Source organism: Veillonellales bacterium (assembly GCA_039680175.1).
Taxonomy (GTDB): Bacteria; Bacillota; Negativicutes; order JAAYSF01; family JAAYSF01; genus JBDKTO01.
The window spans coordinates 39,353-59,820 of sequence record JBDKTO010000117.1 but is presented as its reverse complement, the minus strand read 5'-3'; the positions used below and the strand labels follow the sequence as shown (position 1 = coordinate 59,820).

21 protein-coding genes are annotated in these 20,468 nt (G+C 34.6%); 1 reads left to right on the top strand and 20 read right to left on the bottom strand.

What is annotated here, in order from left to right; translation table 11 throughout:
- Positions 1-13: 13 nt before the first annotated feature.
- The 4 genes from ABFC84_18700 to ABFC84_18685 form a co-directional block, all read right to left on the bottom strand.
- Entirely contained in the window at positions 14-355 is a 342-nt protein-coding gene (locus ABFC84_18700) for a hypothetical protein (GenBank protein ID MEN6414772.1), read from the bottom strand.
- Positions 301-606: a hypothetical protein gene (locus ABFC84_18695; GenBank protein MEN6414771.1), complete on the bottom strand. Its 306-nt coding sequence runs from the start codon at positions 604-606 to the stop codon at positions 301-303. Before ABFC84_18695 ends, ABFC84_18700 begins: the two co-directional genes overlap by 55 nt.
- On the bottom strand, positions 594-821 hold the full coding sequence (locus ABFC84_18690; GenBank protein ID MEN6414770.1) for a hypothetical protein: 228 nt from the start codon (positions 819-821) through the stop codon (positions 594-596). The genes ABFC84_18695 and ABFC84_18690 overlap by 13 nt, the downstream gene beginning before the upstream one ends.
- Positions 822-1,060: 239 nt before the next feature.
- Positions 1,061-1,285, bottom strand: a complete 225-nt coding sequence (locus ABFC84_18685) for a hypothetical protein (GenBank protein ID MEN6414769.1) — start codon at positions 1,283-1,285, stop codon at positions 1,061-1,063.
- Between the two features lie 236 nt (positions 1,286-1,521).
- Between ABFC84_18685 and ABFC84_18680 the strand changes: the two genes are divergently transcribed.
- The gene (locus tag ABFC84_18680) at positions 1,522-2,874 is read left to right on the top strand and encodes an ATP-binding protein (GenBank protein ID MEN6414768.1); all 1,353 of its coding nucleotides are present in this window, start codon (positions 1,522-1,524) and stop codon (positions 2,872-2,874) included.
- 460 nt (positions 2,875-3,334) lie between these two features.
- Here the strand turns inward: ABFC84_18680 and wecB are convergent, their stop codons facing one another.
- The 16 genes from wecB to ABFC84_18600 form a co-directional block, all read right to left on the bottom strand.
- Positions 3,335-4,462 carry a UDP-N-acetylglucosamine 2-epimerase (non-hydrolyzing) gene (wecB, locus tag ABFC84_18675; GenBank protein MEN6414767.1) on the bottom strand — a complete coding sequence of 376 codons (1,128 nt, stop codon included), beginning with the start codon at positions 4,460-4,462 and terminating at the stop codon, positions 3,335-3,337.
- Between the two features lie 5 nt (positions 4,463-4,467).
- Positions 4,468-5,577, bottom strand: a complete 1,110-nt coding sequence (locus ABFC84_18670; protein ID MEN6414766.1) for a capsular polysaccharide biosynthesis protein CapF — start codon at positions 5,575-5,577, stop codon at positions 4,468-4,470.
- A 33-nt stretch (positions 5,578-5,610) separates the two neighbouring features.
- Positions 5,611-6,657 (bottom strand): nucleoside-diphosphate sugar epimerase/dehydratase, encoded by a 1,047-nt coding sequence (locus ABFC84_18665; protein ID MEN6414765.1) that lies wholly within the window; start codon positions 6,655-6,657, stop codon positions 5,611-5,613.
- Entirely contained in the window at positions 6,650-7,879 is a 1,230-nt protein-coding gene (locus tag ABFC84_18660) for a glycosyltransferase family 4 protein (GenBank protein ID MEN6414764.1), read from the bottom strand. Before ABFC84_18660 ends, ABFC84_18665 begins: the two co-directional genes overlap by 8 nt.
- Before the next feature lie 36 nt (positions 7,880-7,915).
- Positions 7,916-8,782 carry an NAD-dependent epimerase/dehydratase family protein gene (locus ABFC84_18655; GenBank protein ID MEN6414763.1) on the bottom strand — a complete coding sequence of 289 codons (867 nt, stop codon included), beginning with the start codon at positions 8,780-8,782 and terminating at the stop codon, positions 7,916-7,918.
- A gap of 30 nt (positions 8,783-8,812) precedes the next feature.
- Positions 8,813-9,625 (bottom strand): glycosyltransferase, encoded by an 813-nt coding sequence (locus ABFC84_18650; protein ID MEN6414762.1) that lies wholly within the window; start codon positions 9,623-9,625, stop codon positions 8,813-8,815.
- A 19-nt stretch (positions 9,626-9,644) separates the two neighbouring features.
- A complete protein-coding gene (locus tag ABFC84_18645; GenBank protein ID MEN6414761.1) occupies positions 9,645-10,535 on the bottom strand; it encodes a glycosyltransferase in 891 nt (296 codons plus the stop codon).
- Between the two features lie 93 nt (positions 10,536-10,628).
- Entirely contained in the window at positions 10,629-11,897 is a 1,269-nt protein-coding gene (locus tag ABFC84_18640; protein MEN6414760.1) for a hypothetical protein, read from the bottom strand.
- A gap of 538 nt (positions 11,898-12,435) precedes the next feature.
- A complete protein-coding gene (gene gmd / locus ABFC84_18635) occupies positions 12,436-13,521 on the bottom strand; it encodes a GDP-mannose 4,6-dehydratase (protein ID MEN6414759.1) in 1,086 nt (361 codons plus the stop codon).
- Positions 13,518-14,684 (bottom strand): glycosyltransferase family 1 protein, encoded by a 1,167-nt coding sequence (locus tag ABFC84_18630; GenBank protein MEN6414758.1) that lies wholly within the window; start codon positions 14,682-14,684, stop codon positions 13,518-13,520. Before ABFC84_18630 ends, gmd begins: the two co-directional genes overlap by 4 nt.
- Positions 14,681-15,601 carry an NAD(P)-dependent oxidoreductase gene (locus ABFC84_18625; GenBank protein MEN6414757.1) on the bottom strand — a complete coding sequence of 307 codons (921 nt, stop codon included), beginning with the start codon at positions 15,599-15,601 and terminating at the stop codon, positions 14,681-14,683. The genes ABFC84_18630 and ABFC84_18625 overlap by 4 nt, the downstream gene beginning before the upstream one ends.
- 15 nt (positions 15,602-15,616) lie before the next feature.
- Positions 15,617-16,255 carry an acyltransferase gene (locus tag ABFC84_18620; GenBank protein ID MEN6414756.1) on the bottom strand — a complete coding sequence of 213 codons (639 nt, stop codon included), beginning with the start codon at positions 16,253-16,255 and terminating at the stop codon, positions 15,617-15,619.
- Between the two features lie 268 nt (positions 16,256-16,523).
- Positions 16,524-17,594, bottom strand: a complete 1,071-nt coding sequence (locus tag ABFC84_18615; protein ID MEN6414755.1) for an acyltransferase — start codon at positions 17,592-17,594, stop codon at positions 16,524-16,526.
- 70 nt (positions 17,595-17,664) lie between these two features.
- Entirely contained in the window at positions 17,665-18,735 is a 1,071-nt protein-coding gene (locus ABFC84_18610; protein ID MEN6414754.1) for a glycosyltransferase, read from the bottom strand.
- 3 nt (positions 18,736-18,738) lie between these two features.
- Entirely contained in the window at positions 18,739-20,106 is a 1,368-nt protein-coding gene (locus ABFC84_18605; GenBank protein ID MEN6414753.1) for an oligosaccharide flippase family protein, read from the bottom strand.
- Between the two features lie 176 nt (positions 20,107-20,282).
- The gene (locus tag ABFC84_18600; protein MEN6414752.1) at positions 20,283-20,468 is read right to left on the bottom strand and encodes a hypothetical protein; all 186 of its coding nucleotides are present in this window, start codon (positions 20,466-20,468) and stop codon (positions 20,283-20,285) included.

Genomic DNA, 20,468 nt, shown 5'->3' with positions numbered 1-20,468 from the left:
TTACATATTTTACTCATTTTTTCTCTACTTGCCCGCAATAGAATGCCTCACGGTGTTCTGCTGACCATTTTTTCATTTTTTCTAAACCATCCAAGCAAAGCTCTTTATCTGCCCTTTTAAAACAATACTCCCAATCTATGTCGTCATAATGAGCCGCCATCATATATTGCGCCCACTCTTCCGAATCGCCCCAATATTTCACAGCTAAGATTCGATCCACTATAATATCTTCAATCGAAATAACATAGACAATGTCACCGGAGTCAAGTTCAACCGGTAAAACTTTATCCCACGAACCACCTAAAGGACTTCCGGGAAAGTCAACATTATGGTAGGATCGTCCGAAAAAATCCAAGTACTGCCCCTTTTACTAAAGCCGAGTTCGATCATTACCTCATTTGCATATTGGTCTCCGGGAATCACCATATCTATATCCCTGGTTAGGTAATTAGACAATGTATAAAATTCCACCGCCAGCCCTCCTACGACAGCCGGAATAAGATTATATTTTTTAAAAGCCTGGCTCACTATACCGGCGGCTGTCATTTGTTGTAAGCTATCTTGAATATTTATACATCCTTTTAGCCGCTTTTTTAGTTCTTCCATGATAGTACATAACCTTTTCCCGATTTATGCAGCCTCCCGGATCGCTTCGCTTGTTCAACAGTAAAAATAACAGATCGGCACAGTGCCGCTTTCTCACTTTCACTCCGAAACCGAATTCTCGGGGATTTCTCTAATATAATACCATTTTGAGCGGCTGCATTTACCTTTTCTCTGGTTTTCCCCATAGCCTTGGCAAATTCTACTGTCGGTTTCACGCAAAACCCACCTGCCTCTTCCATTATGCTGAGTATACAATACGATATTCCACTTTTATTATACCCTAAACCCAGCAAGCAACACAACCGGCAGCCTAACGAAAGGAATAGGCTCCCCTATTTTCAAAAGAAGCAAAAAAACGTCCCTGATTCTTCAACCTGTCATTGCGAGCGCAGCGAAGCAATCTCTCGTTGCTGCCTTGTGTGCCTTTTAGAGCTGTCATTATCAAGGTGGCGTCTTAATGGCACTGCATTTGATGGACTTCCGTCTCAGACAAACCAGTTGCTTTGGTAATATCAGAAACCGACATTCCCATGTCCAACAGCCGCTTTGCCGTTTCTCTGCTGCCTTCGGCCTTATTATAACAATGATCCCCCCTACTGTTACCCAGCGCCGCAGCATACCAAAATTCACGGACAAATTCAGGACAAAACAACCGGCAGCCTGTGGGAAAAAGAAGCAAAAAAACGTCCCTGATTCTTCAACCTGTCATTGCGAGCGCAGCGAAGCAATCTCTCGTTGCTGCCTTGTGTGCCTTTTAGAGCTGTCATTATCAAGGTGGCATCTTAATGGCACTGCATTTGATGGACTTACATCTCTGCTTTATTTTTTTAGTTCGAAAAAATGTTCTTATTATACATATTTTCGTTGTATTTTTTGTTTTTGCCATGTTATACTGTTCTTATGGAGTGATGCATCATGTATAGAACAGCAATGGAAGAGCTTACTAAGTGGAAAGCAAAACGAAATAAAAAACCGCTGATTATCCGTGGAGCAAGACAAGTTGGAAAAACCTGGCTAATGAAAGAGTTCGGAAAACTTGCTTTTGCTAAAACTGTTTATATCAGCTTTGACAACAATCGGCGGATGAAGGATCTGTTTTCATCCGACTTGGATATCGGACGCATTGTAACCGGACTGGAACTTTATTCCGGCCAAAAAATTGACCCTGCCAATACACTGCTGATTTTTGATGAAATACAAGAAGTGCCGCAAGCGCTGACTTCTCTGAAATACTTTAATGAGAATGCCCCGGAATATCAGATCATATGCGCCGGATCCCTGTTGGGTGTGGCACTGCATGGCGGTACATCTTTTCCTGTCGGTAAAGTGGAATTCCTTGATTTATACCCGCTCAGTTTCACTGAATTTTTGATGGCAATGGGACATGAACAGTATGCAGAGCTGCTGCAGCATGGCGACTTTGACATGGTAACTGCCTTCAGACAGACATATATAGACATTCTCAAATATTATTACTATGTTGGTGGAATGCCGGAAGCGGTACTGCATTTTTCCGAAAATAAAGATTTTAACGAAGCACGCGAGATACAACAGCGCATTCTTGCAGCTTACGAGCAGGACTTTTCCAAACACGCGCCTAATGAAACCGTACCCAGAATTAGAATGCTCTGGAACAGTATCCCCGCTCAGCTCGCCAAAGAGAATAAAAAATTTATCTATGGACTGATCAGAAATGGCGCCAGAGCCAAGGAATACGAATTGGCACTGCTCTGGCTGACCGACTGCGGCCTGGTGCATAAAGTACATCGTGTGACTGCACCGGCTGTTCCACTAAAGGCTTATGAAGATGTGAAAGCCTTTAAGCTGTTTCTGTTGGATGTAGGACTGCTTTCTTGCATGGTACGCCTTAATCAAAGCACCCTTTTGGATGGTAACGAACTTTTTAAGGAATTCAAAGGTGCGCTTACCGAACAATACGTATTGCAACAGCTAAAAACGATCAAAGGACTGGACACATATTACTGGACAAATAACCGCGGTACTGCGGAAATCGACTTTGCAGCGGATAATGGCAGTAACGTCATTCCCATCGAAGTCAAGGCTGAAACAAATTTAAAGGCAAAGAGTCTAAAAACGTATTATGAAAAATTCCGGCCCAAACTGTCGATACGCACATCAATGGCCGATTATAAAAAGGAAGATTGGCTGCTAAGCCTACCGCTGTATGCAGTGGAAAAGCTATCTATGTTTACCGAGTCAACACAATCGCAGCGATCTTTTTCAACTCATCCAGCTGCTTTTCGATAACAGCCTGATAAATATCTTATCATAGACGGAGCAAAATGAGCGTCCCACTGCTTCCGCAAGAAACTGAACCTTGATACCACATCAGAGCCGAGCCATGCGAGGATGATGGTCATAGCCGGAAAGCGTTTTACCGCAACAAGGGCAGATGGGAAAATCCTTACTGGTAACAAAAAATATGTGATTTGGATTGAACTTTATCTCATAACGTGATAGTATGACCATTGTTATTTGTAGTCAGCCACGTTACGAGAACTTATTCAGGGCACTCGCAGCGTGGCTTTACTATTTCACCCCGGCACCAGTTATTTACTGGGAATTATATACCGGGGTAAGTGACAATGCAAGAGAGCAATTTTAGCCTGTGATGGACAAAACCGCTGAACACGGCATGGTCAAAGGAAGTTAGCGGCTACATCGGGATAAACCCACTCCGCGAATAATACAAAACCCTCAGATAAGCTTATTCTTTTGCCCATATTACTCTATTCACTATCTTTGTATAGCTTTGAATTATTTTGATTACCTTTACTGACACATTAGTATCTATATAGTCTGTGACCGGGAGAACTTGCTCCTTGTTTTCCCACATACTTCTACATAGTTCAACTGACTGTAATACATCCTCTTTCTTTATTCCGCCAAGAATAATTGCCCCTTTATCCAATGCTTCCGGGCGTTCTGTGGAAGTTCTAATGGATACAGCAGGGAACCCTAATATTGACGCTTCTTCAGGAACTGTTCCGCTATCAGAAAGAACACAATAAGCATTAACCTGAAGTTGATTATAATCAAAAAAACCAAAGGGTTTTAGATTTCTAACTAAAGGATGGAATTTAAACCTTCTTTTTTCAATCGTGTTTTTGCTTCTTGGGTGAGTAGAATAAATTACCGGCATTTGATATTTCTCAGCGATCTCATTAATAGCATTCATTAGTGAGAAAAAATTTTTCTCATTATCAATATTTTCCTCTCTATGGGCAGAAACTAAAATATATTCACCTGTTTCTAAGCCAAGTTCTTTTAATATTTTACTCTGCTCTATCTTATGCATATTCTTGTGTAATACTTCAGTCATAGGTGAACCTGTAACATAAATATGCTCTTTTCTTATACCTTCGGATAGTAAATATCTTCTGCTATGTTCCGTATATGGTAAGTTAACATCCGATATATGATCCACAATCTTTCTATTTATTTCTTCAGGTACGTTTTGATCAAAACACCGATTGCCTGCTTCCATATGAAATATTGGTATTTTTAGACGTTTAGCTGATATTGCACTTAGCGCAGAATTTGTATCCCCGAGAATAAGTAAAGCATCCGGCTTTTCTTTTGATAGTATTTCATAGGACTTCCCAATAATATTGCCCATAGTATCACCCAAATGCTCTCCAACGGCATTTAGATAATGATCTGGCTCTCTTAATTCAAGCTCTTTAAAAAATACATCATTCAAACTATAGTCCCAGTTCTGTCCCGTGTGTACTAAAATATGATCAAAGTATCTATCACAAGCTCGAATAACCTCAGATAACCTGATTATTTCAGGTCGTGTCCCAACTATAGTCATTACCCTCATTTTATTCATCAATTCTAAACCTCCAAATAGTATGTGTCCGGTCTATCTTTATTAAAGCATTCATTCGCCCACATAATCGTCACTAAATCACAGCTGCCAACATTAACAATGGAATGGGTATAACCCGTTGGAATATCTACAACTTCTAACTTTTCACCGCTAACTCTATATTCTATTATTTCTTGTGAATTTATTTTTCTAAATCTAATAAGCCCGTTGCCACTAACTACCATAAATTTTTCATTTTTGGTATGATGCCAATGATTCCCCTTTGTAATTCCAGGCTTTGAAACATTAATGGAAACTTGCCCTCTATCAGTCGTCCGAATAAATTCGGTAAAAGAACCCCGATGATCGCAATTCATTTTTAATTCATAAGAAAACTCCGTTTCCGGTAAAAAACTTAAATAGGTACTATATAGCTTTTTTGTGAGTTCATCTTGCATATTGGGAATATTTAAGTCTATTCTCGTTTGCTTAAAACTTCTTATTTTTTCTGCTAATTCTCCGAGCTTTATATGATGCTGAACAGGTACAAAACAATATCCATCTCTAGCCGTTGCCTTACCTTCTAATGCTCTTATAAATTCATCTAACACATCATCAATATAGCATAAAGTAAGTTCCGCCTCAGGATTATGAATTTGTATATCTAAATCTCTTGCAATATTATGGCAATAGGTTGCTACCACTGTATTATAGTTAGGTTTACTCCACTTACCAAATAAGTTCGGAAGTCTATACACTAATACCTTAGCACCTGTTTCTTTACTATATTGTAGCAATAAATCTTCTCCGGCTTTCTTACTCCTGCCATATGGATTATCTTTTTCCGCTTGAATGGATGAAGTAATCAGTATCGGTGCTTTATTCTGATGCTTTTTCAGTAATTCTAATAGGTCAGATGTAAACCCAAAATTGCCTTTCATAAACTCTTTTTCATCTATGGGTCTATTCACACCAGCTAAATGGAAGACAAATTCGCATTTTTTAGTGTACTCCTCGAGAAAATTTTTTTCAGTATCTATATCAAACTCAAAAATATCCGTATAGCCTTTATTCTTTAATTCAACTATAAGATTCTTACCAACAAAACCTTTCGCCCCGGTAACTAATATCTGCATGTTCTGCCAATTCCTTTCTAATTATGATTTGAGCTATTTTTTAGTTGCAGCAGCTTCATTTATCACAGATATTATTTCTAATTCTTCTTTTACATAATCTAGCTCTAACAATTTCTCTTTAATCTGCGCCACGTTCAGAATTTGAGTAGTATGTGAATTGTATTCTTGCTCAGTAGACAGTTTTTGATTTCCCTCAACAAAGTACTTATCATAATTAAGATCTCTTTTATCGGCAGGCACTCTAAAAAATCCACCCAAATCTTCAGCGCGGATATATTCTTCCTTGGTAAGAAGAGTTTCATATAGCTTTTCGCCATGACGAGTGCCAATAATTTTAATTTCATTATCTGCATGAAATAACTCTTTTATTGCTTGTGCTAAATCGCCGATAGTAGATGCCGGCGATTTTTGCACCATAATATCCCCAGCTTCTGCATGTTCAAATGCAAAAACTACCAGTTCTACAGCCTCTTCAAGACTCATCAGGAATCGAGTCATATTCGGATCCGTCACCGTCAGAGGTTGTCCGTTTTTTATTTGTTCGATAAAAAGCGGGATAACCGAACCACGCGATGCCATTACATTTCCATATCGGGTACCGCAAATAAGAGTTTTATCCGGTGACACTGTTCTTGCCTTTGCCACAAAAACTTTCTCCATCATGGCTTTAGAAATTCCCATAGCATTGATAGGATAAGCAGCTTTATCTGTTGAAAGACATATTACTTTTTTTACTCCGCATTCAATCGCCGCTGTAAGCACATTGTCAGTGCCCAATACATTAGTTTTGACCGCTTCCAGAGGGAAGAATTCACATGATGGCACCTGCTTTAACGCAGCTGCATGGAATATGTAATCCACACCATGCATAGCATTTTTTACACTGGCTATATCCCTTACATCCCCTATATAAAATTTCAGTTTGTCATTTTTATATTGCTTTCTCATATCATCTTGTTTTTTTTCATCTCTAGAAAAGATGCGGATCTCTTTAATTTTTGTATTGATGAATCTTTTCATTACAGCATGTCCGAAGGAACCGGTACCGCCTGTGATTAGTAGTGTTTTATCTTTAAACATCTCTTATGTCACCTTCCTCTGTCTCATTAATTATTCTCGTAATTAATTTATAATACATATCTGTACATATTTGTCTATCATATAAAGCATGGAATACGGCCTTTGCGTTTTCTCCACATATTCTAACTAGTTCTTTATTTTCCATGAATCTCCAAATTAAATTTTCAAAACCATCAACATCCGTTTGTAGAACACTTCCACCTGCGTTATATTCATTCAAATTCTTAACTATATCAGTTTCATATGACATTATCGCTAATACTGGCTTCCCGGCAGCGAAATATCCATATGTTTTGCTTGGAACACCTAGACCCTCAATGCCCTTTTCAAGACTCACCAAACAAACATCTGCAATATTTAATACATCACTATAGTCAGTTCCTAATAAGAAGCCATATACCTTTGCATTATTTATGCCATTGATATTTATATATCTCTTAACATATTCCAATTTGTTTCCATGACCAGTAAATATAAAAAAAATATTTTCATTATTCTTAAACCGAGACACAGTTTTTAAAATGGTTTCCATATCCTGGCAAGCGCCCATATTTCCACTGTATAATACGATAAAAGGCCATTTTTCCCTTAATCTTCTAAATTCATCGCTGATAAGAATTGGGCTTGAAAGTTTCTCTTCGCTGTACCAGTTTGGAATAATATTAATTATTTCTGGATTAATAGCAATTCCATGACTTATCATATACTGTTTCATCTCAGTACCAATGGCAACTACACTATCAGCATATTTGTAGACTTTTTTATTGATAAAATGCATTATTTTTTCAATTATGCCGCCTTTTTTTATTGCCCGCATGACCAGAGCATTATCTGGATATAAATCAAATGCTACAAAAACAAATTTCACTTTAGAAAGACGAGAAACAACATATGGTATTAACGGCAATAATGGAGGATTAGAATATACTAAAATGCATTTATATTTAAATAAGTTAAAAGATCTCATTAATATTGCAATAAAAAAAGAGCAGAAGTTGGTTATGCGGCCAATCTTATTTTTATTGTTAAATCGAGTATATTTAACCCTATGTATATTTATACCGTTATATCGTTCATTTCTAGGTATATTTTTACCATCATAGTATTCTTTAGGATAACCACATAATACATCTACCGTTAATCCATCCATAACTAAATCCTCCGCCAACTCCGTAGGTAAAGTAGCAGACGAAACATATTCCGGATAAAAATATTGACACATTATCAATATATCTTTTTTCACATTAGCACCTAATTTTTATAGTTTAGTTTCGCAAATCTTTATAGATTGCTCAAAATCAGCAACGCAATATTCTACATTTTTATAGGATGATAATTGATGATCAATAACTAAATTACCAAAGACTTTATTCCATATACTTATGTACTTTTCAATGTTCATTCCAAAAGCTATTATTCTAGAGAAATATATTCTTTTTGATTTTTCTTGCATTATTAACCTCACCATTTCAGAAGTATTTACATACTCTTTATTTTGGGGAAAAAATAATCCATATTCATTATTAATCACTAATAACCTAATAAATTCTGATAAATTATCTATAAAAATCATACTTCTTTGATTGTTTATTTGCGGAAATACAGGAACATGCATCACAAACTTTTTTAAACGATTATAATTCCCTGGACAATTTGGTCCATAAATCATTGGAGATCTAATAATCGCCACATGGAAACATTTGTCATTTAATTTTTCTAGCTCCTTTTCTGCTTGCAATTTGCTTTTTCCATAAAAAGTAGTTGGCAAACAAGGTGTATCTTTATTTATCACAATATTTTCCTTGACTTTACCAACAAGTCCATATACGGCTACAGTACTCATAAAAATAAATTGTTTTACCCCAGATTGTTTGGCTTTTCTCGCAAGACTAATCGTTAAATCTCTGTTGACTTTATAATAATTCCCTTCCATTTTCGCTTCTTCTTTTTTATGCACAAAAGCGGCTACATGAAAAAGCACATCATATTGAGAAAAGTCTATATTACGCCATTCGTCATTTCGTGAGGACATCGTATCGACTCTATATTTGTTAGGCCATTGTCCTAACCATGTTTTCAAACTCAAACCAACATAGCTTTTTTTAGCTGTAATCAAAATTCTCATTACTGTTTGGTTCCACCCCTCGTCAATACACTACAAATACTTAGAATAAATTTTATAAGATTTTCTAGTAATTTCATATGTCTCTCTAGACGGTATTTTTTTTACGCTACTATTTTCAGCATGATATACAATTATATTAGGATTATAAAGTAACTTCCCTCCTACGGCACTTAATTGACCTGCGAGTAGCGCTTCCTCTCCCCACAAGAACACTCGGTCGTCAAGTTTCGTATAAAACTTAAAGAAATGTTCTGTTAAAACATAACTCGCACCTATTCCCATATAGATATAGCAATGCTTGTCATACAATGCATTGTCCTTATTCCCTTTTATTTTTTTGTGCTTTGTAGCTAACCAATACAAAAACCGTCCTAAATAATAATTAGTAAAATATAGTCGATAAGCCATTTTCCTGAAAGTTGATACTCTGGTAACACAGTGTGGGTTTTGATGATAACCATTTGCTGTTATTATATTTGGCGCTATTGCTAAAACATCATTATTGTATACAATTTGGTCTAACTTAATAAGAAAATCATCCTTAAACTGGATATCATTATTACCAATGATAAAAAAACTATTATCTTTATCATCAACACTGCAAATACCAATGTTTAGTGCTTTAAAATATCCAACATTTTCTTTATTTCTTAACAAATTGATATTATTGACTGATTCAAATGATTCAACTAAATTTTTATAATCCTCTTCTGTAGAATCATTATCAACTATAATAATATGAATATTACCAGAATTGATTTTTAAACGATTAATGCTTTCAACAAACTTTATCGTAAAATGTGCATTATTAAAATTAACACAAATAAAGTAATAATTTTTCATTATGTTTTCTCCAATATATTTATCTATAAATACCGTATCTATTATTTAAACCATGGAATAAACCTATAAATATATATTTCAAACTTTGCATTTTTGCTTTTTCGAAAAGTATAATTTTAATTATCAAAAACAGAACACCAATATGCTGTTTTATACAAAATATAGGAAATGATACAAAATATCTTTTAAGCATATATATATGATTACGCATAATATAATACTTTCTTAGTGGTGAATGAACAATTATTGATATGTTTATGCCCAGTATATTCATCTTTTCAGTTCTTCCTAATGAATGGAATAACCGTGCAGTAGTACATCTTGCTATTTTATACCCACTCTTTTGCAAACGCAAACAGAAGTCGAAATCTACAGAATCAATAAATAAATTCTCATTATAACCACCAATCATTTCATACATCTTCGTTTTAACCAAGTTCCCAGAAGTTATAACCGTTAATCGTTCTTCATATTTTGGGGACATCGTCATAAAGAACTCGCTTGATTTTTCGTCATTACATACAATGGTAGGCGATATAGAAACTACGTTATCTTGGCAAATCAATGCACAATTTAGCATTTCAGAAACCATGTTTTCCTCGGCTATGCTATCTTGATCCATTGTTAGCACCCATTTAAAACCACGTTGATAAGAAAATAAAACTCCTTGGTTTAATGCGTATGCAATTCCAAAATTATCACTATTATAAATTATTTCAATATTTTCATCATCAGAAAATAATCTTAAAACTTCCTTAGTCCAAGTATTAGAATTATTATCTATGATTATTATATAGTCAACTTGATCTCTAATTGCATTTATAGTTTCAATAATTGTATTTCCACCATCATAAGAGATTATAATAGCGCACACTGACTCACGCTTTAATTGCCAATTATCCATTCTCATAATTCTAATACTCCTATATCATGATCCCCTTCGGTAGCTGTCAAGAGAGTTGTCGCAAACCATACGGATACTTTTTCTACAGCAAAAACGACTTCATCCCCGCAAATATACATTTACATAAGCCAGTGGCAAAAATAGACTCCACATAAAATCAAAAGAACTATAGTACGGATTGGAAAACATTCCTAAAAAGAAACAAATGCCACCTATCAGCAACGGTATTCCTTGCTCTATGTTTCCTTTTTTTTGTTTTATAAGCCTAAATATCTGAAAATAAACCCAAAGGAAAAGGCCTATAAATATAGGTAATCCTATAATTCCAGTTTCGTGAAAGACCTGCATAAATGTTACCTCAAACGCAGGGCTTCCGCCACCTGTACCAAAAAACAAACAGTCCCGCATATCATTCATTAAACTGTCAATACTATTTATACGGTAATCATATCCTTGCGCCTGTTCTCCAGAAAAAGTAAGCCGTTCTATAAAATTATCTAAGTCCCATCCTCCCGTTTCAAAAAACAAGTACTGCCCCAAAACGATTATAATACCTACAATAAACAAAGGTAATACTTGTTTAAACTTAAACTTAGCAATACTTTTAGTTCCAAATTCAATAATGCCAAAATATAATAATGGAGCTATTATAGTTATTAACCACAACATTCTTCTTCCTGATAGAAATACTGTGATCAAACACATGATTAATACTAAAGTCAAAAACCACTTAGGTACTCCCGCAAAATATCCACCCCGTGTAATCGCCATTCCACTAAAGAGAAATGGGAATAAGAACATCAGGCTCCCTATATTATGAGCAGTAAGTTGCACATATCCAGCATGTAATCCTACTGCCTGTCCCATATCTAAATCAATTAATTGAGGTATATGCAAGTAACCCATACCGTATAAAACATAATTAATATTATATAGTGCTATAGCTAATGAAGCCCAAATCATAACTTTTTGAGCCATTTTAATATGTTCTGGTTTTGAAATAATTAAGACAAAAAACATATAAAAAATTACCCATATTATATTTAAGCGCAAAAAATCAATTGCATATTCTTTAGAATTGACCAATCCATATGCGCCCCATAAAGCACCGAAACTTACATAAATCAAAGCCCACAAAAAAACTTTAGTGTTGATCTTAATTCTTCCAGTTTGGATAATAATAAGTGACCTTGAAATTAAAATAAAAAGTAAAAATGGCACCTTCGCTAACAGGTTAGTTCGGGGAGAAAACATCATAAGAAAAAAGAGAATAATTGCACTAGTTGCGACCATACTATTACATATCCGATATAAAAGAGACTCTTTATTATGATAACTCGTTTTTTTTATATTTGCATAACTCACCATGTGTTTATTTCCCCTATCAAAGTCTGACTCATCAGCTGAAAATATATCAACCACTAATTTGTAAATCTTTCCATTATTAAATTTGTAACTTTGTACCCCTGACTGCCTCCGAAAGTGTCATCAGATATACGTTCATACTTTTCTTAAACGCACAAAACGTAGCCCTCTCGTGATTAATACAAAAAGATTAAACTAGTGATCCTTAATAAGTTGTTTATTGTTCACTTAAGCAACAATGAAACCAAGAATCTGATTGAGATTGTTGATGTGAGTCATAAAAACGCATCTACTACTATCGTTCACATTCGCGTCAGACGGACGGAATCGTCGAATTGCAGGAAATCCTATCTCTGGCAATCCTCGATAGAATTGTTCATGGAATCTTGCATCATACTATTTACTATTTGGCGGGGAAGCGTCTATAACGTAAGAGAAAGGACGCATTAACACCTGTCCACCGTATTGATGGATTTATTGAGAGCCACTGATTTCTTTGTGGCTCTCCCCCTGAGCCACTGACTAAAATTCCCCAAACAGGTCAAGAATACTTTCTAACTTTAAAACCATTCTGTTTGCACAGCAAATCTCGTTGCGCACGCTCCATGTCGGCTTTTACCATTATGGAACATAATTTCTTAATTGATGTATTAGGGTTCCAACCCAGTTTCTCTCTTGCCTTTGATGCATCACCGAGTAAAAATTCAACTTCCGTCGGACGAAAGTATCTTGGATCAACTTCTACCAAAATCTCATTAGTTTTTGAGTCAATCCCCTTCTCCTCAATTCCCTGTCCCTTCCATATAATATTCCTCCCAACTTCCCTAAAAGCCAGTTCAACAAATTCACGCACTTCATGTGTCACCCCAGTGGCAACTACATAATCATTCGGCTTGTCCTGCTGAAGCATAAGCCACATTGCCTCGACATAATCCTTTGCAAAACCCCAGTCTCTTTTAGCGTTCAAATTTCCTAGATATAACTTTCTCTGAAGCCCAAGGCTAATTCGCGCTACTGCCCGAGTGATTTTACGAGTTACAAAATTTTCACCACGTATTGGTGATTCATGATTAAAAAGGATTCCATTACAAGCGTATATTCCATACGCTTCACGATAATTAATAGTCATCCAATATCCATATAACTTTGCCACCGCGTAGGGACTTCTTGGATAAAAAGGTGTTGTCTCCTTTTGCGGTGTTTCTTGTACCTTTCCAAATAATTCACTCGTTGATGCTTGATAAAATCGGGTCTTTTTCTCCATCCCCAAAATTCGGATGGCTTCTAAAAGTCTAAGTGTCCCTATTCCGTCAGCATTAGCAGTATACTCAGGTGTTTCAAAAGAAACTTGTACATGACTCTGTGCCGCTAAATTATAAATTTCATCAGGCTGTACTTTTTGAACAATACTAATTAAGTTCGTAGAATCTACCATATCCCCATAATGAAGAAACAAATTGACATTATCCTCGTGATAATCTTGATAAAGATGATCTATCCGTCCAGTATTAAACTGTGAAGCACGACGTTTAATGCCATGCACTTCATATCCTTTTTCTAATAAAAATTCAGCTAAATAGGCTCCATCTTGACCAGTAATGCCCGTTATTAAAGCACGCTTTTTCATACGTAATTCCCCTTTATAGTTTCCAAAATTATTTTTTCATATGTCTTTGCAAATACTTGATGCCTTGCCGTTGCATCTTCCACGTTATACTTTAAATGTGCGTCTTCCTCATTATTGCTATTACTCCAAAATTCTTCTAGCTTCATTGCCAAATCAAGGGAATCGCGCGGATTAAAGAATACTCCTCCAGATGGGTCCTGCTCTCGATGAATAGGGATATCCGACAATAATGTTGGTTTACCTAGTGATCTAGCTTCCTCTACACCAGTATGCCATCCCTCAAAAAACGAAGGGTTTATTACTGCTAAGCAATTACGCAGTAAACTCATAACATCGGAGTATGGCACAATACCTAATACCCTAAACTTATTTAAAACATTGCACTCTTGGGCATATCGCATTAAGTTATCAAAATATTCGGGTTGCCGTGGATCAACTGTCTTCCCTGTCATGACAATAGTAATCGGTATTTCTTTCTCTCTTAAAATATTCAATGCATCAATCAGTATTTTATGGTTTTTATGTGCCCAAAATTGGTTAGGTACATAAAAATATGGATAATGAATATTGTATTTATCTTCTAAATATTCCATATTTTTCCTCGAGTCGTTATTCTGCGGCACCACTGCAAAATGCAAAACTTTAGCTTTAGAAATATATTGTGGCATAAACTTGCCCATATCTTTTTTTGCATCAAAACTACTAACCACAACTGCTTGGGCATATTTTGCAATTAAGCGTAAGTTGGACTCATGTGAACGCATTCCCTTGTCTGAGAAAAGTTTTGGATAATACATACATTGAAAATCAGGTATCCACCCTAAAACCGGGACTGAACTATTCTTAGATAAAAAATTCGCATGTGAAAGAACATCAATGTGATGTCTCTTTAGAAACCTCTCTAAAAATAAATCATTGTGAAAATAATAATATCCTATCTTATGTAACATCCATAGCGGATGTAATCTTGTAAAATATGAAGTGTGAATAATTTCTACCGGTGGAAAACCAGAAAATAAATTCAGAGAAGAATTCTTTCCTGTAAAAATTACCAATTCAAATTTTCTTTCTGGCATATTATATACCGCATTAAATAAATTACGGAAATAATTTAATCCTCCTAGCCAGCCATTATCTTCAATTATGAATCCTACTCTAATCATAAGACTCCACCATCTTTATACCATTCCACATATTGACGAATTCCTTGAAACAAACTAAATTGAGGTTTCCACCCCCACATCCGCAGATAATTTATATCCGCCAAGTAATGTTGCGGGTCTCCCGTACGTGTGATACCCTGAAAAATTGGTTCGTCAGATCGCCCAAACTCTCTAAAAAGTTCAGACAATACCTCGCGAATAGTTACTTTTCTACCAGCCCCGCCATTAACAATAGGACATTTTGTAGATGCAAATTGGCTAGCCGTGTATAATATTGAAGCTGCATCTTGAACATGAAGCCAATCACGCGTTCCCTCTCCAGATCCAAAGAACAACGTTTCATTCCTTGAAATTTTTTCACATGCATCCCAAAATAATTGTTTGCGTAAACCCACTCCATAAATTGAAAAAAGCCTTACAATTGCAACGGAAATATTAAAAAATCTTGCATAAGAGGAACATAATTCTTCTGCAATTTTTTTGTGGAAACCATATGGTGAAACAGGATTTAATAAACTATTCTCCTTAATTGGACTGGGGCCAACCGAACCATAAACTGCTGCGCTCGATGGATAAATTATTTTAGCTTTTGGAGCATGAATTCTAGCAAATTCCAGCACAGACAAAGTAGTCTGTACTGTACGATTATAATCCTGAAGTGGATGATTTAGCGAAAAACTAACTGACCCGCTTCCAGCACAGTGAATTATAACATCTGGTTCATTGGCATAAGTTAGCAAATTATCTGTAGTAATATCCGTGGTATGCCATTCTTTAATACCCCAAGCCTGCCACTCTTGGCGTGACCACTCTCCGTGCCCTAATCCTATAACATCCCAACCCTGCTTTTCAAAATACTTTGCAACATATCGGCCAATAAAACCATATGCCCCTGTAATAAGTACTTTTTTATCCATTAAAAAATTCACCCACTAGTTCTTCTTTAGCCTTTTTACTACTCTTGCCGGATTACCTGCCACAACCGTCCACGGTTCAACATCTTTTGTAACTACCGACCTAGCTCCAACTATTGCCCCTTCACCCACGGTAACACCTTTCAAAATAACAGCTTCAAAACCAATCCATGCCTTATCACAAATTACAATTGCTTCTGTTTTTACTACACTCCAGTCTTTATTCAATATAAAATTTTTAGTATTTTTTAAATCAATCATTTGTTGTTGGATATCCTTACGTCTCTGCTCCCAATTTAAAGAATGAGAATTATGATCGTATAGATAACATCCCCAAGCTATTGTTACATCGTCCCCTATTGTTATTGAAGATCTAGATATAAGTTTAGTTCCATTCCCAATATACGTTCTATTCCCAACACTAATACACCCCTGTGTTGACTCAAAAATAAACTCACAGCCGATCATTGAGTCTTTGGCAATATATACACATGGATTAATCGTATGTTTAGGTACACAAAAAACAAATCTAGTTGAATCAAAAAGAACTGAACTAGGATCAACCATAAACTTTTGGGGGCTTTTTTTTATAACAGTATACGGCGAAGGCCAAATAATTTTCTTCACTATATGCTTTACAACTTGTACTAAATTCACAGATTTTTCCCCCTACTTATAAAAAAATAAGAAAGTATGCCTACTAGAGTCCTTGTTGAACCAAAATAATTATTTGATGTATTTTTGTAGCTAGTGTCCAATAACTTTCGCAAAAGCCATCAAGTCTCAGAGCGAGGCTAAGCTACATGTTGACGTTCTTCTTGAATGCTTTGAATAATGTCCGGTTTTATATAACAATGACCCAGAAACCAGTCCTCTATAATGGCTCACTTGCATTTCTATCTGCAACAATAGTATTAAAAATTTACTATACCATACGTTTTCTATGTCTCTCATACAAAGTGTGCATCATATTGCCACTAATAAAAAATATCGACTGTCTAATTTTATCTATTAGTGCACAAATGACGAACACACTGATAACAGACATAATATAGTGTAAAAGGAAATATTGAGAATCATAAAATGCAGGTGTATTCAGCCAATATCTCCATATATTTGCTCTTACAAAATCATTGTCATGAATTAAATACACGCCAAAAGTAAGTGGTGCAAAAAAGTTAATTAAATGAAGCAACCATATACGATCCACTGTTACATTTTTAAAAAATAGAAATAATGCAACGGAAGAACATAATAATATTGGTGAATTATATGCATAAAATATTTCTGAACCGCCTTTAGTAGCAAAGCCGAAATGAGAACCTATACTATAAAGAGTAATTTTAGTAATAAAAATAAATATTGACATAATTACATAAAACAAAAACATTTTGTTTTTGTTGCTAAAATCATCGAAAAGCCTGAAGTATCCACCAATACAGTATAGTACAATAAACCAAATCAGACTAGAGCCTCCAACTACATGGAATGTATCGCCTACAAACGAATATATGCTGAAAATACCCAGCAAAACAAAAATAAATTTTTGGTAATCCCTTTTGCTTAGATTTGTTATTAATTTATTAAGGTATGGATATAAAATATACAGACCCATATATGCCGTAACAAACCAATATGCTTCTAATTTGATTGGTAAAAAACTTTTCAGTAATCCTTTTGTTGAAAGAGGAATAATATTTAAGCTATAAAATAAAAGAAAAATACCAGCCGAATAAAAGAAAACTTCTATCCATAAATCGCAAGCTTTCTTAATTTTAAAATCTGACGATTTTACTAAAAAATATCCGCTTATTAGAACATAACAATTTACACCTACTTTACAAAAAGCATTGATAAACCAGCCTAATAAATAATTTGTTGAATATGGCGTTGCTTGTAAAACCCCTCCGTGACCCAAATAATGTAGACTAACAATCATTAGCATTGCCAAAATACGCAATGCCTCAAAACCAGTATGAGAATGTTTAATAATCAATGCTGCATTCCTCCATGCATATATTCTATGATAATTTCTTTTATTATTTGCATTATTCAGATTAGTATCCTCATCTTATTGAATTTTTTCCAATAAGCAACTTATTCATAAATACATTTCTTCTACAACTAGAATAGCATAATTTTTTATCGATAAATTTTTTTACAAGCATTAAATTTGATTTAATGATAATATACAACTTACTATATTTGGATAAATCATTAAGATCACTTTTCAAAAAATAATTATTAAAATCTATCCAATAATGAAACATTTCTTTTAACGTAATATTCCTAACCGTGAGATCATAGTGTGTACATGCATCTTTTAAACGCATAACATCTCGAAAACCAAACGTAACTTGAATAATTTTCTGAACATAAATCTTCTCAAGTAATTTTTTCCATAATTTATGTGTTATATACAATGATTTCATATGATCAATATACACGCTAAACTGTTCTTTTCTCTTATTAGGATAAAAATATACATTATTATTTTTTCCAGAATATGTATATGACTTTATTTTTGCAGCAGTTTTCGATTTCTCAAGAAACACTAAAGGTTTATCATAAAATAGCATAGAACCATGACTAGCGCATCTTGCCAAAATTAAATCCGATATAAATCCACTATTCAATGCTTTTTCCGATAACAACTTTATATCTTCATTCATATATTCGGTTCTGTAAAAATCACCTGACGGATGTTTTCCTAAATATAAATATCCAAATTTTAGAATCTGATCATGATCATAAATCTCAATTTTATTTTCTTTAGATATTTTATTTTGTATACAGCAACCTCCGCAAATTTTGGGATTTTGCCGAATAACTTGAAGAAACTCATCTAACATTCTTCCATTAATACTATCCTTATCTAAGCAAATCATTGCATACTTTCCCGTAGCATATAATAAACAATCCCTAATATTCTCATTTGCATTAACAGCTGACTCTTGTTTGATAAAATGTAAACGTTTATCATGAATTATAATTTCCTTTTCAATATCATTTGGCGATTTATTATCTAATATTATAATTTCAAAGTCTCTAGATTCTGCTTTCAACATTAATTTAACGGCTACATTCAAACTAGTAAATCGGTTATATGATGGTATACAAATTGACAAAAGAAGCATTTTCTAACCTCCCAACTTCTTTAATTCCTTTATCGCAATAATAGGAGAAACTACAACCCCAATTATCATCGAAATAATAGATCCCATAATAACTCCATTAATCCCCATTCCCATATAAACGGCTATAAAAACTGAAATTGGTACGTTAATAACTGCCATCAAAATCGTTGATATTGTATACCCTGAAACTTTACTAATTCCATTTAATAGCGTGGAAAAATTATGTGTAAACATTAACAAAACGAAATACAATCCAGTCAAAAATATGAGACCCGGTTGAAAATAAAGTTTTTTTTGCAACCATAAAATTGTAACTGGCTCAAAAACAAATCCAGCAATGAGTATAATCGCAACAAAAGCAATGAAAAGCAAAAATCCCTTATATAAAGTTTTCTTTATCCATTCAACGTCATGTCGCGCATAAGCAAAAGTATAGGCAGATAAAAGAGGTGTTAACATAACTACAAAAAATGCATTAATCGTATTAAAATACTTATAACACAAACTATATGGCGTTACAGCATCCGCGCCAAAATATCGTAAGATAATAATATTATCTGTCGAATTCAAAATTAATGCCGTAATCTGAATAAGAAAAACTCGGAGGCCAAAACCTACTATTCCATGTGCATAACTAAAATCAATCTTATTGATCGAAAACTTTAATTGTGAATAAGTACGGAATATATAACCTGTCGCCACAACATTTTTTAACAGTTGGGCAACCCCTTCAACAATAACAAGCATTACAAGAAAACTTTTACCTGTTTGAATATACACTATCAATCCTAAAATAAAGAGCACCTGTCCTACTACGCCAAAAAAGTTCACTAAGCTAGCTCTCTGTACAGCATAAAATATATTATTGACAAGAGAGGCCACAAAATTAACACAGGCAAAGAAAAATGCAATAATCAATATGAGATCAAGATTTTCATCTAAAAGGCTATAGTGCAACAGCGAAGAAACATCTATTATAGAAAAAATAACGAGAATTGCAATGAATATAAGAAATGATATTCCACTTACTAAAAGATAAGAAACGCTTAAATATTTTTTTGAACTTTCAATATCATGAAGAGCTATAGATTCTGCCAATTTATTCCTTAATCCATTTCCTACACCTAAATCAAAATAATAAATCCAAGAAACAACAGACAACAACGATACCCACACGCCATATTTTTCTGTACCGAGACAATGTAACATCAATGGTACCGAAAGAAGGGATAATAACATCGCAATACCTTTATATAATAATGAAAAAATAGAATTCTTATAAATTACTTTATCACTATATGAAACATCTTTGTTATCTATCATGCATGCTTCTCCACTACCTTTTCCCATTGTTTTCTCTAAAAACTTCATGACTTAATTACTTTTGCTAAAATACCCACTCCCCTTTGATTATCCGACAAGAATCATTCTGACTATAATGGACCACAATATCAAGACCACTCCTGTGATGAATTAAGATAGTGACATTTTTTATATGTCACGTTGCCTCAGTAGCGATTATACCTAGGTATCCTGCATTCCCGGACTTAATGTAACGAAGCTGGGGGATTAAACCCCATTGTTTCGTATATAGCGAGTTGACGAGATGTCATTTCACTTACACGCAAATCATATCCAGGATATTCAAAGCATTCAATCACATCTAATTCATCAAAAAGTTCCTGCATCGTATACTTTGTAAACAGGTTGTCGTCCTGCATTTTCTTTTTCAC